This is a genomic window from Streptomyces sp. NPDC059247 (assembly GCF_042754005.1).
GTDB lineage: Bacteria > Actinomycetota > Actinomycetes > Streptomycetales > Streptomycetaceae > Streptomyces.
On sequence record NZ_JBHYZW010000021.1, the window covers coordinates 83,106 to 99,370 of the forward strand.

A 16,265-nucleotide genomic window follows, 5' to 3' on the forward strand; every position below is an offset into this window, starting at 1 on the left:
CTGGCCAGGGCACCACGCGGAGAGAGCCTGTGGACAACGCGCCCTGACGGATGCCCCGGCAGCGCGCTAGAGTCCGGCGCACAGGTACGTTACCGATGGGTAAGGGGTGCGTGTACATGCGGCTCGGCATCAATCTCGGCTACTGGGGTGCGGGCATGGACGGCGACAACCTCGCCGTCGCGCAGGAGGCGGACCGGCTCGGCCTGGACGTGTGCTGGGCCGCCGAGGCGTACGGCTCCGACGCCCCCACCGTCCTCGCCTGGGTCGCCGCGCGGACCGAGCGGATCGACGTGGGCTCGGCGATCATGCAGATCCCGGCCCGGCAGCCCGCCATGACGGCGATGACCGCGGCCACCCTCGACTCGCTCAGCGGCGGCCGGTTCCGCCTCGGCCTCGGCGTCTCCGGCCCACAGGTCTCCGAGGGCTGGTACGGCGTCAAGTTCGACAAGCCGCTGGCCAGGACCCGCGAGTACGTCGAGATCGTCCGCAAGGCGATGTCCCGCGAGCGCCTCACCCACGAGGGCGAGCATTGGACCCTGCCGCTGCCCGGCGGCCCCGGCAAGCCCATCAAGCTGACCGTGCACCCGGAGCGGGAGCGCATCCCGCTGTACATCGCGGCCATCGGCCCGAAGAACCTGGAGCAGACCGGCGAGATCGCCGACGGCGCCCTGCTGATCTTCCCGTCGGCCGCGCACCTGGAGGAGACGGCCCTGCGACCGCTGCGGGCGGGCCGCGAGAAGGCCGGTCTGACGATGGACGGCTTCGACGTCTGCCCGACCGTGCCGCTGGCCCTCGGCGACGACGTGGACGCCCTCGCCGACGTGTTCCGCCCGTACACGGCGCTGTACGTCGGCGGCATGGGCAGCCGACGGCAGAACTTCTACCACCAGCTCGCCGGGCGCATGGGGTACGAGAAGGAGGCCGCCGAGATCCAGGACAAGTACCTGGCCGGCGACAAGACGGGGGCGGCGGCGGCCGTGCCCCGCAGCCTGATCGACCAGACCACCCTGCTCGGCCCGGTCGAGCGGATCGCGGAGCGGATGACGGCCTACGCCGAGGCGGGGGTCACCACCCTCACCCTCGCCCCCGCCGGGTTCACCCTCGACGAGCGGCTGGCGGCGCTGCGGGCGGGCGTGACGGCGATGGAGCGCGCGGGCCTGGCGTAGGGAGCGCGCGGGCCCGGGGACCCGGGACGTACCGGCCCGGCCGGGTACGTCCCGGGTTCCCGACGCACCGCGCTCCCCGGTGTACGCGTACACCGGGGAGCGGGTGGAGGTCCGCGGCCGTGGTGGGGGCTCGGGGGGTCTTCCCCGCCACGGCCGTCATCCAGCACAACGCTCCACGACGCCCCCGGTTACGGCCCCCGGCCCTCACTCTTTCGGCCGAGCCCGGGAACCCCTCCTGTTGCCCGGGGGCGCCGACCGCATTTGACTCGGTCCCCCGGACGTACGGAACGCGGACGTCCGCACGGAGGTGGCGGCGATGCTCACGGCCAAGGGCCTGTTCCAGGAAATCATCGACAACGACGAGTCGTTCCGGCTCTTCTGCTCGATCGCGGCGAGCGGCGAGTCGCAGGGCGGCTGGGAGAACGCCCGGATCGCGGCCCTCGTCGCCCCCGGCATGGCGGAACTCACGCCCAAGATCGTCCGGCACGGCGCCGACGAGGACAAGCACGGCCGGATCTTCCGCGCGCTGCTGCGCAAGCGCGGCCTCGAACCCGTCCCCGTACCGCCGGACACCGACTACACGATGCTCCTCGAACGGCGCGGCATCGGGCTCACCCACGACAAGCTGCGCCGCGACGAGCGGCTGACCGAGGAGGACGTGATCGTCTACCTCGCGCACAGCAGGGTCACCGAGCAGCGCGCCGCCGACCAGATGGACATGCTCGTGGCGTACTTCGGCGACCACCCCGAACTGGGCCGGGCCATCCGCATGATCGACGACGACGAGGCGAACCACCTCGCCTACTGCCACGAGGAGCTGCTCCGGCTCGCGCGCGCCGGCCACGGGCGCCTCATCCAGCGGACCCTGCGCGAGTCCGCGCTCGTCGAGATCCGGGTCCACCGGGACGTGAGCCTCGCCGTGATGGGCCACATGGGCCGTGTCCTGGGCTGGTCCCGCCCCAAGGCGGCCGTCCTCGCCGCGGGCATCCACGCGGTGTACGCGTACGAGCGGGCGGCCGGATGGCACCGGATGGTCGGTCTGAGGACGCCCGAGCGGCTCGACGCCCTCGGCGGTCCCGCCGTCCCCGCGCCCGCCTACTGAGACCCCGGGGCCGGGCGCCTCACATCCAGCCGCGCCGCTTGAACGTCCGGTACAGCCCCATGACGATCCCCGCCATCAGACAGAGCACCGCCGGGTACGACCACACCCAGTGCAGCTCCGGCATGTGGTCGAAGTTCATGCCGTAGACGCCCGCGACCATCGTCGGCACGGCGGCCATGGCCGCCCACGCCGAGATCTTCCGCATGTCGTCGTTCTGCCGCACCCCCATCTGCGCCAGATGCGCCGACAGCATGTCCGTGAGCAGCCGGTCGAGCCCCTCCACCTGCTCGTTGGCGCGCAGCAGATGGTCGTCGACGTCCCGGAAGAAGGGCCGCGCGGGCTCGTTCACGAACGGCACGGAACCGGCCGTCAGCCGGGCCAGCGGCCCCGCGAGCGGCCCGGCGGCCCGGCGGAACTCCAGGACCTGCCGCTTCGCCGTGTAGATCCGCTCGGCGGTGTTGCCCGTCGGAACGCCCCCGGAGGGCGCGAAGACGTCCGTCTCCAGCTCCTCCAGGTCCACCTGGAGCTCGGTCGCCACGTCGAGGTAGTGGTCCACGACCGTGTCGCTCACCGCGTACAGCACCGCCGTCGGGCCGTGCTTCAGGACGCCGGGGTCGTCCTCCAGCCGACGGCGGACCTCCGCGAGGGGCGCGCCGCCGCCGTGCCGGACGGTCACCACGAAGGAGTCGCCCATGAACAGCATCAGCTCGCCGGAGGTGACCCGGTCGCTCTCCGGCTCGTACACGACGGGCTTCAGGACCGCGAACAGCGAGTCGTCGTAGACCTCCAGCTTGGGCCGCTGATGGGCCTTGAGGGCGTCCTCGACGGCCAGCGGGTGCAGCGCGAACTCCGAGGCGACATGGCCGAACTCCGCCGCCGTGGGCTCGTGGAGCCCCACCCACAGGAAGGCGTCCCCGGTGGCCCGCGCCTCCGCCAGGGCGTCGGAGAGGTCGGCGGGCCCGTCCGTGCGGTGCCCGTCGCGGTAGATGGCTGAGTCCACGATCACGCGGGGCATTCTCCCCCGAAACGACCCCGCCACGCACGCGTACGACGACCGGCCCCCGCCCCGCGCTCCTCCACGGCCGGTCGGCCCGCCCCGCGCGCGTACGACCCCCTCCCCGAGCCGTGTCCGCCCGGACCCTCCGGGCCGGGACAGCGGGGGAGCACCGCGTCCGCCGCGCGCGCGGCCCGGTCCTGGCGGGCTCCGCCGGGCATACGCGCGCCGCTCCCGCTCGGCCGCTCCGTCCGGACCCGTACCCCCTTCCCGTACGGCCCCGGCGCCCGCGTCCGGCCCGGCCGCGTACCGCCTAGGCTGGCGGTCATGGCCACGCTGATCCTCGTCCGGCACGGACGCTCCACCGCCAACACCTCCGGGCTCCTCGCCGGGCGCACGCCCGGGATCGCCCTCGACGAGCGCGGGGCCGCGCAGGCCGCCGCGCTCCCCGGGCGCCTCGCGGACGTCCCGCTCGCCGCCGTCGTCTCCAGCCCCCTCCAGCGCTGCCGGGAGACCGTCCGGCCGCTCCTGGAGGCCCGCCCCGGCCTCCCGCTGCACGTCGAGGACCGGATCAACGAGTGCGACTACGGCGACTGGTCGGGCCGCAAGCTGGCCGAGCTGAACGACGAACCCCTGATGGAGATCGTCCAGGCGCACCCCTCCGCCGCCGCCTTCCCCGGCGGCGAGTCCATGCGCGCGATGCAGGCCAGGGCCGTCGACGCCGTCCACGACTGGAACGCGCGGATCGACGCCGAGCACGGCGAGGACGCCTGCTACCTGATGTGCTCGCACGGCGACATCGTGAAGTCCGTCGTGGCGGACGCCCTCGGTCTCCACCTCGACCTCTTCCAGCGCGTCCACGTGGACCCCTGCTCGGTCACGGTGATCCGCTGGACCCGGACCCGTCCCTTCCTCCTCCGCCTCGGGGACACGGGCGACTTCGCCGGATTCGGGCCCCGCGAGCACGCGGATCACAGCGGGACGGCCGCCGTCGGGGGCGGTGCGGGCACACCCTGATCCTTTCGCGCAGTAGGGTGGACGCGCCGTTGTCGTTACGACCGTCGAGCCGCAAGGGAGCCGGGAACGTGTCCCGTCAGGTGTTCCTCTACGACCCACCGGAGCGTTTCGTGGCCGGTACGGTCGGGCTGCCTGGCCGCCGTACCTTCTTCCTCCAGGCCTCGGCCGGCGGCCGGGTCACCAGCGTCGCCCTGGAGAAGACACAGGTCGCCGCACTCGCCGAGCGCATGGACGAACTCCTCGACGAGGTCGTGCGCCGCACCGGGGGCAACGCCCCGGTCCCGGCCGTCGCCCCCGCAGAGGTGACGGACACCGCCCCCCTCGACGTACCCGTCGACGAGGAGTTCCGGGTCGGCACCATGGCCCTCGCCTGGGACGGCGAGGAACAGCGCATGATCGTCGAGGCGCAGGCGCTCGTCGAGCTGGACGTGGAGTCCGAGGAGGACCTCGCCGAGGCCGAGGAGCGGCTGCTCCAGGACGAGGAGAACGGCCCGCCGATGCTCCGCGTCCGCCTCAGCGGCGGCCAGGCGCGGGCCTTCGCCAAGCGGGCCCTGGACGTCGTCAACGCGGGCCGCCCGCCGTGCCCGCTGTGCAGCCTGCCGCTCGACCCCGAGGGCCACGTCTGCCCGCGCCAGAACGGATACCGCCGCGGAGCATGAGCAGCCCCCCGACGCCGCCGGACGACGCCGAACTGCTCGCCCGCGGTGAGCTGACCGTGCGAGGCCGGGTCCGCGAGGCGTCCAACGCCGTCCTGTACTGCTCCGTCGCGTACGGCGGCCGGGAGGCGGCCTGCGTCTACAAGCCGGTCGCCGGGGAGCGCCCGCTGTGGGACTTCCCCGACGGCACCCTCGCGCAGCGGGAGGTCGCCGCCTACGAGGTCTCCGAGGCCACCGGCTGGGGCCTGGTCCCGCCGACCGTGCTCCGTGACGGGCCGTACGGCGAGGGCATGGTCCAGCTGTGGGTCGAGGCCGACCCGGCGGCCCGGCTGCTCGCCCTCACCGAGGACGACGAGCCGGGCGAGGGCTGGAAGGGCGTCGGCCCCGCCCAGGTGGACGAGGGCCGGATCGCGCTCCTGGTCCACGCCGACACCCCCGGGCTGCGGCGGCTCGCCGTCCTGGACGCGGTCATCAACAACGGCGACCGGAAGGGCGGACATCTGCTGCCCGCCCCCGACGGCCGCCTCTACGGCATCGACCACGGGGTCTCCTTCCACGTCGACGACAAGCTGCGGACCCTGCTGTGGGGCTGGGCGGGCGAGGAGCTGCCCGCCGGGACGGCCGGGGTGCTGGCGGGGCTCGACGACTCCCTCGCGCCCGGGGCGCCGCTCGCCACCCGTCTGGCGGAGCTGCTGACCGGCGCCGAGGTGGCGGCCGTCCGCGCGCGCGTGGCGGCCCTGCGGGCCTCGGGGAGGCACCCGGAGCCCTCCGGGGAGTGGCCCGCGATCCCCTGGCCGCCGGTCTGAGCCGACCGAAACGTTTCAGCCAGCACCCGTGGAGGCGTCCGGCACCCCTGGGGGGTATGCACGGGCGCCTCCGACCCGCAAGAGCGCCTAATCGGTCAAGATCCCGCATCCGGTTCGTATCCGGAACACCTGTCCGGTTACGCTCGGGTCATGTATGCCTGGCCCGCTTCTGAGGTCCCCGCCCTTCCTGGCAAGGGCCGCGACCTCCAGATCCACGACACCGCGACCGGCGGACGAGTGACCCTCGCCCCCGGCCCCGTCGCCCGTATCTACGTCTGCGGCATCACGCCGTACGACGCGACCCACATGGGTCACGCGGCGACCTACAACGCGTTCGACCTCGTTCAGCGCGTGTGGCTCGACACCAAGCGGCAGGTGCACTATGTCCAGAACGTGACGGACGTGGACGACCCGCTCCTGGAGCGCGCGATCCGCGACGGCATCGACTGGGTCGGCCTCGCCGAGCGCGAGACCGCCCTCTTCCGCGAGGACATGACCGCTCTGCGGATGCTCCCGCCGCAGCAGTACGTCGGAGCGGTCGAGGCCATACCCGGCATCGTTCCGCTGGTCGAGCGCCTGCGGGACGCGGGCGCGGCCTACGAGCTCGACGGCGACATCTACTTCTCGGTCGACGCCGACCCGCACTTCGGCGGGGTCTCGCACTACAGCACCGAGCTGATGCGGCACCTGTCGGCCGAGCGCGGCGGCGACCCCGACCGCCCCGGCAAGAAGAACCCGCTGGACCCGATGCTCTGGATGGCCGCCCGCGAGGGCGACCCCAGCTGGGACGGCGCCAGCCTCGGCGCCGGACGCCCCGGCTGGCACATCGAGTGCGTCGCCATCGCCCTCGACCACCTCGGCATGGGCTTCGACGTGCAGGGCGGCGGCTCCGACCTGATCTTCCCGCACCACGAGATGGGCGCCTCCCACGCCCAGGCGCTCACCGGCGAGTTCCCCATGGCCAAGGCGTACGTCCACGCGGGCATGGTCGGCCTCGACGGCGAGAAGATGTCCAAGTCCCGGGGCAACCTGGTCTTCGTCTCGCGGCTCCGCCGGGACGGCGTCGACCCCGCCGCCATCCGCCTCGCGCTCCTCTCGCACCACTACCGCGCCGACTGGGAATGGACCGACCAGGTCCTCCAGGACGCCGTGGAGCGCCTCGGCCGCTGGCGCGCCGCCGTCTCCCGCCCCGACGGCCCGTCCGCCGACGCGCTCGTCGAGGAGCTGCGCGAGGCGCTCTCCGACGACCTCGACGCCCCGGCGGCGCTCGCCGCGGTCGACCGCTGGGCCGCGCTCCAGGAGTCCGACGGCGGCACCGACGATTCCGCCCCCGGTCTGGTCTCCCGCGCCGTCGACGCCCTCCTCGGCGTCGCCCTGTAGTCCCCGCCCGCCACCGGGAGGGTGCGACTCCCTTCCGCGCGACCGCCCCCGGACTTCCCCGCGAAGCCCGGGGGCGGTTCCTTCGTACGGCCCGGGTTCCTCACGGCCGTACGGCTCGGGTTCCTCACGGCCGGGGGGCCGCCCGAGCGCGACCGCTCCGGGCCGTGCCCCACTCCGGCGGGGCAGGGCCACGTCAGGGAGCGGGACCACGGGGGCCGGGCGGAGGGGCAGGCTCCCCCGCGCCAGCCCGGACGTGCGGGAGGGGTGCCCCGGTCCATCGGGGCACCCCTCCCGCACGTCCGCCGTTCCCGGCGGCTACTTCTCCTCGGAACCGCCGTCCGGCGCGTCCGAGGACACGTCACCGGAGCCCTCGGTTCCGTCCGGGGCCCCGGGGCTCACGTCCGTCGCCTCCGGTCCCTCCGGGGCTCCGCCCGGACTCTCCGCCGCGCCGTCCCCGGCGTCGTTCCCGGTGCCGTCCCCGGCGTCCGCGTCCGGCGCGGACTCGGCGCCCGGCGCCGTCTCCGGGCCCGGCCGCTCCGGCTTCTCGGGCTTCGGCGGGCGCGTCCGGCCACCGCCGGTGTCCCGCAGGAACGCCGAGTCGCCGCCGTCCGTGGCCACTCCGGGACCGGAACCCGGCCCCGTGCCCGGCTCGCGCCGCCGCAGATACCGCTCGAACTCCCTGGCGATGGCCTCGCCCGAGGCCTCCGGCAGCTCCGCCGTGTCCCGGGCCTCCTCCAGGGTCTGCACGTACTCGGCGACCTCGCTGTCCTCGGCGGCCAGCTGGTCCACCCCGACCTGCCAGGCCCGCGCGTCCTCGGGCAGTTCGCCCAGCGGGACGCGCATCCCGATCAGGTCCTCCAGCCGGTTCAGGAGCGCCAGCGTGGCCTTCGGGTTCGGCGGCTGCGACACGTAGTGCGGCACCGCGGCCCACAGGCTGACGGCGGGCACGCCCGCGTGCGTGCACGCCTCCTGGAGGATGCCGACGATGCCCGTCGGCCCCTCGTACCGCGTCTCCTCCAGGTCCATCGTCCGGGCCAGGTCCGGGTCGGAGGTCACACCGCTGACCGGCACCGGCCGGGTGTGCGGGGTGTCCCCGAGCAGGGCGCCCAGGATGACGACCATCTCGACGCCCAGTTCGTGCGCGAAGGCGAGCAGCTCGTTGCAGAAGGAGCGCCAGCGCATCGACGGCTCGATGCCTCGGACCAGGACCAGGTCGCGGGGCTTGTCGCCGCCGACCCGGACCACGGAGAGGCGGGTCGTCGGCCAGGTGATCTTCCGTACGCCGTTCTCCAGGAAGACCGTCGGCCGGTTGACCTGGAAGTCGTAGTAGTCCTCGGCGTCCAGCGCCGCGAACACCTCGCCCTTCCATTCCCGGTGCAGGTGGGCGACCGCGGTGGAGGCGGCGTCGCCGGCGTCGTTCCAGCCTTCGAACGCGGCCACCATGACCGGGTCGACCAGCTCGGGTACCCCCTCGAGCTCGATCACCCAGCGCCTCCTTCTCGAAGTTCCTGTCGTAACGGACCAACCTTACGGCTTTCCGGAGGTCCGCCCGCAGCCCCGGGGCACCCCCGAAAACCCGTGCGGCCTTGATCGACTACCCAGGAACCCGGCTCCGCACACGGCGGGATCACTCCTCCCAGAGCGTGCTGGGCGCCTCCCTCCGGACCACGGGCGCGATCTCCTCGGCGAAGCGCTGGAGCGTCTCGATCTGCTCGGCCGTCGACTGGCCGAAGGCGTCGACGGTGACGGACTGCAGGTCGTGCCGGTAGTGCTCGTGGTAGCCGAGGAGCTTGTCGATGATCTGCTGCGGCGAGCCGATCAGCTGCGGGCCGTCCGCGATGGCGTCCTCGATCGTGCGGAACGGCGTGTTGTACCCGGCCTTCCCCGCGAGGTGCGGCCGGTAGCTCTGCCGGACCTTCGCCTCGTACAGCTCCTTGTACCGGCTGACCGCCTCCTCGGCGGTGTCGGCGATGAGCAGCCCGCCGGAACCGGCCGCCACGCGCGCGCGGGCCGGGTCGTGGCCGTGCTCCTCGAACTTCTCGCGGTAGTGCGCGATGAGCTTCGCGTACGCCTCGCGGGGCTGGATCGCGTTGGCGGTGAACAGCGGGTCGCCGTGCTTCGCGGCCAGTTCGGGGGAGTGGAGGCTGGTCGCCGAGCCGTGCCAGATCCGGGGCGGACCCGCGTACGGGCGCGGGACCGTGGTCACGTTCTTCAGCGCGGGCCGGAACTCGCCCTCCCAGTCGACGCCCTCCTCCGACCAGAGCCTGCGCAGCAGCTCGTACTTCTCCTTCTGGAGGTCCCACTGCCGCTCCTCGTCGAGACCGAAGAGGTCGAAGTGCCCGGCCTCCGCGCCCTTGCCGACGACGAGTTCCAGCCTGCCCCGGGAGAGCTGGTCCAGGGTCGCGTAGTCCTCGGCGACCCGGACCGGGTCGAGGATCGCGACCACCGTGACACCGGTGAGCAGCCTGATGCGGGTGGTGCGGGCGGCGAGCGCGGCGAGCAGCACGGTCGGGGCGGAGGAGAGGAACGGGCCCGCGTGCCGCTCGCCGACCGCGTACGCGTCGAAGCCGAGCCGCTCGGCGGCCTCGCCGAGCGTGACGACCTGCTCGACGCGGTCGGCCGGGGACAGGAGTTCGCCGGTCAGCGGGTGCGGCGAGTGGTGGACGATCGTGAGCACCTGGAATTTCATGGCTCCCACTGTGCGCGCGGAGTGTTGCGGGCGTGTGGACGCCGTGTGGCGTGCCGCAGGGGCGGCTCCTCGACGAGGAACCGCCCCTGGAGGTGCGGGACTTGCGGCCGGAGGCTACTTCCGCAGCATCGCCTCGACGTCGGCGCGGATGGCGTCCGTGGCGAGACCGCGGACGGTCAGCGTGGTCCGTCGGCGCAGCACGTCGTCCGCCGTCTCCGCCCACTCGTGGTCGCGGGCGTAGGCGACCTGGGCCCAGATCTCCGGCGCGTCCGGGTGGACGCGGCGGGCGAGCTCCGGGTTCTCGTTCGCCATCCGGGCGATGTCGAAGGAGAGCGAGCCGTAGTGGGTCGCCAGGTGGCGGGCGGTGTCGGCGGCCATCCGGGGGCCGGGGGCCGGTCCGTCGACGAGCAGCCGGTGCGCCACCGCGTTCGGGTTGGCTATGCCGGGCAGCGGGAGCCGCTTCGGGAGCGCCGACACCGGCTCGTGGTCCTCGCCGAGCGGGTGGCCGGGGAGCTGCTCCAGTTTCCGCATCACCGTACGGCCGATGTGGCGGAAGGTCGTCCACTTGCCGCCGGCCACCGACAACATGCCGCCCCGGCCCTCGGTGACGACCGTCTCGCGCTTGGCCTTGGAGGTGTCGCCGGGGCCGCCCGGCAGCACCCTGAGACCGGCGAAGGAGTAGGTGATCAGATCGCGGGAAAGCTGCTGGTCGCGGATGGAGAAGGCGGCCTCGTCCAGGATCTGGGCGGTGTCCTTCTCGGTGACCTCGACCTGGCCGGGGTCGCCCTCGTACTCCTCGTCGGTGGTGCCGAGGAGCAGCATGTCCTCCCAGGGGAGGGCGAAGGTGATCCGGTACTTGTCGATCGGGGTGGCCAGGGCCGCCTTCCACGGCGCGGTCCGCTTGAGGACCAGGTGCGCGCCCTTGGAGAGGCGGATGGAGGGGGCCGCGTTGGGGTCCTCCATCTTCCGCAGGTGGTCGACCCACGGGCCGGTCGCGTTGAGGACGAGGCGGGCGGTGACGCCGAACTCGTCGCCGCTGGTGCGGTCCTTGAGCTCGGCGCCGGTGACCCGGCCCCGGGTGAAGCGGAGGCCGGTGACCTCGGCGTGGTTGAGGACGGTGGCTCCGGCGTCGGCGGCGGCGCGGACCGTCATCAGGGCCATGCGGGCGTCGTTCATCTGGTCGTCGCCGTAGACGGCCACGGCCTTGAGGTTCTCCGTGCGCAGCTCCGGCACGTCCTGCGCGGCCTTGGCGGGGGAGAGCAGGTGGCCGACGCCGTCGCCGAAGGCGGACAGGGCGCTGTAGGCGAAGACGCCCGCGCCGAGCTTGGCGGCGCCGTGCGGGCCGCCCTTGTAGACGGGCAGGTAGAAGGTGAGGGGGTTGGCGAGGTGCGGTGCCACCTGTCGGGAGACCGCACGCCGCTCGAAGTGGTTCTCCGCGACCAGCTTCACCGCGCCGGTCTGCAGATAGCGCAGACCGCCGTGGAGCAGCTTCGAGGAGGCGGAGGAGGTGGCGCCGGCGAAGTCGCCGGCGTCCACCAGGGCCACCCGCAGGCCCGACTGCGCGGCGTGCCAGGCGGTGGAGATGCCCAGGATGCCGCCGCCGATCACCAGGAGGTCGTACGTCGCCTTGGAAAGCCGGTCCCGGGTCTCGGCGCGGCTCGGGAGGGAGCCGGACGCCGGGTGCGTCCCGAGGGCAGGGACGCTCTGCAGGGTGGTCATGTGAATTACTCCTCGTCCTCGATCCAGCCCATGGTCCGCTCCACGGCCTTGAGCCAGCTCTTGTACTCGCGGTCGCGCCTGTCGGCGTCCATGCGAGGGGTCCATTCCGCGGCCCGGCGCCAGTTGGCGCGCAGCGCGTCGGTGTCCGGCCAGAAACCGACGGCGAGACCGGCGGCGTAGGCGGCGCCGAGGCAGGTGGTCTCGGCGACCATCGGGCGCACGACGGGGGCGTCCACGAAGTCGGAGAGGGTCTGCATCAGCAGGTTGTTGGAGGTCATGCCGCCGTCGACCTTGAGGGCGGTCAGCTCGACGCCGGAGTCCTTCGTCATGGCGTCGGTGATCTCGCGGGTCTGCCAGGCGGTGGCCTCCAGGACGGCACGGGCGATGTGCGCCTTGGTGACGTACCGGGTGAGACCGGCGATGACCCCGCGCGCGTCCGAGCGCCAGTAGGGGGCGAACAGGCCGGAGAAGGCCGGTACGAAGTAGGCGCCGCCGTTGTCCTCGACGGAGGAGGCGAGGGTCTCGATCTCGGCGGCGGACTTGATCAGGCCCATCTGGTCGCGCATCCACTGCACCAGCGAACCGGTGACGGCGATCGAGCCCTCCAGGGCGTAGACCGGCTTCTGCTCGCCGATCTGGTAGCCGACGGTGGTCAGCAGGCCGCTGTAGGAGTTGATGATCTTGTCGCCGGTGTTCATCAGCATGAAGGTGCCGGTGCCGTACGTCGACTTGGCCTCGCCCTCGGCGAAACAGGTCTGGCCGAACAGGGCCGCCTGCTGGTCGCCGAGCGCGGAGGCGACCGGGATGCTGTCGAGGACGCCGCCGCTGACCCGTCCGTAGACCTCGGCGGAGGAGCGGATCTCGGGCAGCAGGGCCGCCGGGATGTCCATGGACTGGAGGATCTTGTCGTCCCACTCCATGGTGTGCAGGTTCATCAGCATGGTGCGCGAGGCGTTGGTGACGTCGGTGACGTGGACGCCGCCGTCGGTGCCGCCGGTCAGGTTCCAGATGACCCAGGAGTCCATGGTGCCGAAGAGGATGTCGCCGCGCTCGGCGCGCTCGCGCAGCCCCTCGACGTGGTCGAGCAGCCAGCGGACCTTGGGGCCGGAGAAGTACGAGGCGAGGGGGAGGCCGGTCTCGCGGCGGAAACGGTCCTGCCCGACGTTGCGGCCGAGTTCCTTGCAGAGGGCGTCGGTGCGGGTGTCCTGCCAGACGAGGGCGTTGTGGACGGGCTCGCCGGTGTTCTTGTCCCAGAGCAGCGTGGTCTCGCGCTGGTTGGTGATGCCGATGGCCTTGACGTCGGCGGCGGCGATGCCGCCCTTGGCGAGGGCGCCCGCGACGACCTCCTGGACGTTGGCCCAGATCTCGGCGGCGTCGTGCTCGACCCAGCCCGGCTTCGGGAAGATCTGCTCGTGCTCCTTCTGGTCGACCGAGACGATCCGGCCGTCCTTGTCGAAGACGATGCAGCGGGAGGAGGTGGTGCCCTGGTCGATGGCCGCGATGAAGGGGCCGGAGGTGTGTGCGTCGGTCACGGTGTGCTCCTGGGGAAGTCTGGGGGAGGACGGCTCAGGCGAACGCGAGGGTGTAGATACCCGCGGCGAGGGCGCCACCGATCAGGGGACCGGCGACCGGGATCCAGGCGTAGCTCCAGTCGGAGCCGCCCTTGTTCGGCAGCGGGAGCAGGGCGTGCACGATGCGCGGGCCGAGGTCGCGGGCCGGGTTGATCGCGTAGCCGGTCGGGCCGCCCAGCGAGAGGCCGATGGAGACCACGACGAACGCGGTGATCAGGGCGCCGAGGACGCCGAGGCCCTTGCCGCTGTCGTTGAGGCCCTGGGTGAGCACGGCCAGCACGAGCACGGTGGTGCCGATGACCTCGGTGGTGAGGTTCTGCCAGGTGTTCCGGATCTCGGGGCCGGTGGAGAAGATGCCGAGCACCGGGCCGGGGCCCTCGATCGGCTTCCCGGCGGCGGCCTCGGGGTCGGTGAGGTGGGCCCGGAACTGTCCGTAGTAGGCCAGCCAGACGAGGGTCGCGCCGATCATCGCGCCGAGCAGCTGCCCCGCGAAGTAGACGGGGACGTCGCCCCACTCCCCGTCCTTGAGGGCGATTCCCACCGTGACGGCGGGGTTCAGATGGGCTCCCGAGAGGGAAGCGGTCATGTAGACGGCCGTCATGACGGCGAAGCCCCACCCGAAGGTGATCGCGAGCCAGCCCGCGCCGCGGGCCTTGGAAGCCTTGAGCGTCACGGCGGCGCACACGCCGCCGCCGAGCAGAATGAGTACGGCGGTACCGATGGTCTCGCCGAGGAAGATGTCGGAGCTGGACACCCGCGACTCCTTTGTCCTTCGTCCAGGGGAAGGCGGACCCCGGGTCCCTCCGGTGGTCCGCGCCCTCGTATGAGGGCGTCACCGGCCCTTGGCACTGCCACACTCTAGCGCTTATTACCGTTAGGTGTTCGGCAATGCCGACCGATGAACGGAAGTTTTGCCCTCGTTCAATAGTGCGTCAAGGTCCCCGGACAGGAAAGAACCGCCGATGGCGGGATCGTTACCGGCGGGTCGGGTCGGAGCGGACAGCGCGTCCGGGGGCGCCCCGGGGCATCGCGAGCGCCGGGCCCGGGTGTCGCGGGCCGACGGCGCGCGGGTCACTGGAAGCGGGGGCGGGGCGGACCCTGGGAGCGGTGGCGCGCCGGGCCCGGAAGCGTCGGGACGTCGGGTCGTCAGGATCGCCGGACCTCGGATCGCCAGAAGCTGGGGTCGCCGGAAGTGCCGGGGCGCCGGGGCGTCAGAAGCGTGGGGCCCGGAGCGCCGGAAGCGTCGGGACGTCGGGTCATCAGGAGCGCCGGAAGCGCCGGGCCCGGGATCGGCAGAAGCGCCCGGCCCGGGATCGACAGAAGCGCCGGATCGCCGGATGGTCGGCGGCGCCGGGCCCGGGCCGTCAGGACCGCCAGGACGCCGGAAACGCAGGGTCGCCGGATGATCAGGAGCGCCCGGCCGCGGACCGTCAGGACCGGTGCCCCCCGGTCGTCAGAAGCGGCGGGCCCCCAGATCGCGCGAGACCGCGCGGGCGCAGTCCCGCACCGCCGCCACCAGCTCCGGGCGCAGCTCGCCCGACGGGCACAGCCGCTCCACCGCGCCCGTCACCGCCACCGCCCCCACCGGCATCCGCCGCCGGTCGTGGATGGGCGCCGCCACCGACGCCACACCCTCCCAGGTCTCCTCCATGTCCGCCGCCCAGCCCCGGGCCCGCGCCAGGTCGAGGAGCGCCTCGACATCGGCCAGCGCCGTCGTGGTCCGGGGGGTGAACGCCTCCCGTTCGACCTCCACGACCTCGCTGTGCGCCACCGGGTCGTACGCCGAGAGGACCTTGCCCAGCGCCGTGGAGTGCAGCGGCTGCATGGCCCCCACCTCCAGGACCTGCCTGCTGTCGTCCGGCCGGAACACGTGGTGCACGATCAGCACGCCCCGCTGGTGCAGCACCCCCAGGTGCACGCTCTCGCCGCTGGACCGGGCCAGGTCGTCCGTCCAGACCAGGGCGCGCGCCCGCAGTTCGTGGACGTCCAGATAGCTGTTGCCGAGCCGCAGCAGCTCCGCGCCGAGCTGATAGCGGCCCGAGGCCGCCTCCTGCTCCACGAAGCCCTCCGCCTGGAGGGTGCGCAGGATGCCGTGGGCCGTGCCCTTGGCGAGCCCGAGCGAGGACGCGATGTCCGACAGGCCGAGCCGGCGCTCGCCGCCCGCGAGCAGCCGCAGCATGGCCGCCGCCCGTTCAAGCGACTGGATGTTCTTCGCCATCGCCCGGCCCTTCTCCCTCTTACCTTGTTCGACAATGCTGAACACTATCGGTCGATGCCGACCTTGCCCCACACATGACAGTGTCGGACAAGAACGGGCCGGACCGGGAGTCCCCGGACACAGGATGCCGTCCGCCCCGTGGGACACCGTGTCCGCCCCGGGCCCGGCGCGGTTAGGCTGACCCCGTGCGCCCTCCACCGGGAGCGCAAAGCCGACAGCCGTCGCATCCCAGGGAGCTCATCCATGGCCTCGTTGCCGACCCCTTCCGCTGACAGCCGGAACCGCGCCGCAGCCCTCCGTGAGGCACTCGCCAGCCGGGTCGTCGTCGCCGACGGAGCCATGGGCACCATGCTCCAGGCCCAGGACCCCACCCTCGACGACTTCCAGAACCTCGAGGGCTGCAACGAGATCCTCAACGTCACCCGGCCCGACATCGTCCGTTCGGTGCACGAGGAGTACTTCGCCGCGGGCGTCGACTGCGTCGAGACCAACACCTTCGGCGCCAACCACGCAGCCCTGGGCGAGTACGACATCCCCGAGCGGGTCCACGAGCTGTCCGAGGCCGGTGCCCGCATCGCCCGCGAGGTCGCCGACGAGTTCACCGCCTCCACCGGACGCCAGCGCTGGGTCCTCGGCTCCATCGGCCCCGGCACCAAGCTCCCCACCCTCGGCCACGCGCCCTACCCGCTGCTGCGCGATTCCTACCAGCGGAACGCCGAGGGCCTCCTGACCGGCGGCGCGGACGCGCTGCTCGTGGAGACCACCCAGGACCTCCTCCAGACCAAGGCGTCCGTCATCGGCGCCCGCCGCGCCCTCGAAGCCCTCGGCGCGGACGTGCCGCTCATCGTCTCCGTCACCGTGGAGACCACCGGCACGATGCTGCTCGGCTCGGAGATCGGGGCCGCGCTGACGGCCCTGGAGCCGCTGGGCATCGACATGATCGGTCT

14 protein-coding genes are annotated in these 16,265 nt (G+C 72.9%); 7 read left to right on the forward strand and 7 right to left on the reverse strand.

The genetic code is table 11. The features are described from left to right. The first annotated feature begins 116 nt into the window (after nt 1-116). Together ACFXGN_RS27660 and ACFXGN_RS27665 are read left to right on the forward strand one after the other, a co-directional pair. Nucleotides 117-1,166, forward strand: a complete 1,050-nt coding sequence (locus ACFXGN_RS27660) for an LLM class F420-dependent oxidoreductase (protein WP_384864393.1) — start codon at nt 117-119, stop codon at nt 1,164-1,166. Nucleotides 1,167-1,482: 316 nt separating this feature from the next. Then, the gene (locus ACFXGN_RS27665; RefSeq protein WP_384864365.1) at nt 1,483-2,268 is read left to right on the forward strand and encodes a ferritin-like domain-containing protein; all 786 of its coding nucleotides are present in this window, start codon (nt 1,483-1,485) and stop codon (nt 2,266-2,268) included. Between the two features lie 19 nt (nt 2,269-2,287). On the opposite strand, the gene ACFXGN_RS27670 is transcribed toward ACFXGN_RS27665, so the two are convergent. Next, on the reverse strand, nt 2,288-3,283 hold the full coding sequence (locus ACFXGN_RS27670) for a magnesium and cobalt transport protein CorA (RefSeq protein ID WP_384864367.1): 996 nt from the start codon (nt 3,281-3,283) through the stop codon (nt 2,288-2,290). A gap of 306 nt (nt 3,284-3,589) precedes the next feature. Here ACFXGN_RS27670 and ACFXGN_RS27675 point away from each other — a divergent pair, with 306 nt between their 5' ends. The 4 genes from ACFXGN_RS27675 (at nt 3,590) to mshC (ending at nt 7,121) form a co-directional block, all read left to right on the forward strand. Next, a complete protein-coding gene (locus ACFXGN_RS27675) occupies nt 3,590-4,279 on the forward strand; it encodes a histidine phosphatase family protein (RefSeq protein WP_384864369.1) in 690 nt (229 codons plus the stop codon). 68 nt (nt 4,280-4,347) lie between these two features. Beyond that, entirely contained in the window at nt 4,348-4,938 is a 591-nt protein-coding gene (locus ACFXGN_RS27680) for a DUF3090 domain-containing protein (protein ID WP_366444147.1), read from the forward strand. Next, complete coding sequence (locus ACFXGN_RS27685; RefSeq protein ID WP_384864371.1) at nt 4,935-5,741, forward strand: SCO1664 family protein; 807 nt, start codon at nt 4,935-4,937, stop codon at nt 5,739-5,741. The genes ACFXGN_RS27680 and ACFXGN_RS27685 overlap by 4 nt, the downstream gene beginning before the upstream one ends. A 150-nt stretch (nt 5,742-5,891) precedes the next feature. Then, nucleotides 5,892-7,121, forward strand: a complete 1,230-nt coding sequence (mshC, locus tag ACFXGN_RS27690; RefSeq protein ID WP_384864373.1) for a cysteine--1-D-myo-inosityl 2-amino-2-deoxy-alpha-D-glucopyranoside ligase — start codon at nt 5,892-5,894, stop codon at nt 7,119-7,121. A gap of 315 nt (nt 7,122-7,436) precedes the next feature. Here the strand turns inward: mshC and ACFXGN_RS27695 are convergent, their stop codons facing one another. The 6 genes from ACFXGN_RS27695 to ACFXGN_RS27720 all read right to left on the reverse strand — a co-directional run bounded on the left by ACFXGN_RS27695 (nt 7,437) and on the right by ACFXGN_RS27720 (nt 15,318). Further along, nucleotides 7,437-8,606: a PAC2 family protein gene (locus tag ACFXGN_RS27695; RefSeq protein ID WP_384864374.1), complete on the reverse strand. Its 1,170-nt coding sequence runs from the start codon at nt 8,604-8,606 to the stop codon at nt 7,437-7,439. 142 nt (nt 8,607-8,748) lie between these two features. Next, the gene (locus ACFXGN_RS27700) at nt 8,749-9,810 is read right to left on the reverse strand and encodes an LLM class flavin-dependent oxidoreductase (RefSeq protein WP_384864376.1); all 1,062 of its coding nucleotides are present in this window, start codon (nt 9,808-9,810) and stop codon (nt 8,749-8,751) included. A 114-nt stretch (nt 9,811-9,924) separates the two neighbouring features. Beyond that, nucleotides 9,925-11,529 carry an FAD-dependent oxidoreductase gene (locus tag ACFXGN_RS27705; RefSeq protein WP_384864377.1) on the reverse strand — a complete coding sequence of 535 codons (1,605 nt, stop codon included), beginning with the start codon at nt 11,527-11,529 and terminating at the stop codon, nt 9,925-9,927. 5 nt (nt 11,530-11,534) lie between these two features. Continuing rightward, nucleotides 11,535-13,061 carry a glycerol kinase GlpK gene (gene glpK, locus ACFXGN_RS27710; protein WP_384864379.1) on the reverse strand — a complete coding sequence of 509 codons (1,527 nt, stop codon included), beginning with the start codon at nt 13,059-13,061 and terminating at the stop codon, nt 11,535-11,537. 34 nt (nt 13,062-13,095) lie between these two features. After that, nucleotides 13,096-13,854 (reverse strand): MIP/aquaporin family protein, encoded by a 759-nt coding sequence (locus tag ACFXGN_RS27715; protein WP_384864381.1) that lies wholly within the window; start codon nt 13,852-13,854, stop codon nt 13,096-13,098. A 699-nt stretch (nt 13,855-14,553) separates the two neighbouring features. Further along, nucleotides 14,554-15,318 carry an IclR family transcriptional regulator gene (locus ACFXGN_RS27720; RefSeq protein WP_384864394.1) on the reverse strand — a complete coding sequence of 255 codons (765 nt, stop codon included), beginning with the start codon at nt 15,316-15,318 and terminating at the stop codon, nt 14,554-14,556. Between the two features lie 243 nt (nt 15,319-15,561). Between ACFXGN_RS27720 and ACFXGN_RS27725 the strand changes: the two genes are divergently transcribed. Continuing rightward, the coding region (locus ACFXGN_RS27725) for a homocysteine S-methyltransferase family protein (protein WP_384864383.1) at nt 15,562-16,265 on the forward strand (704 nt) is incomplete at its 3' end.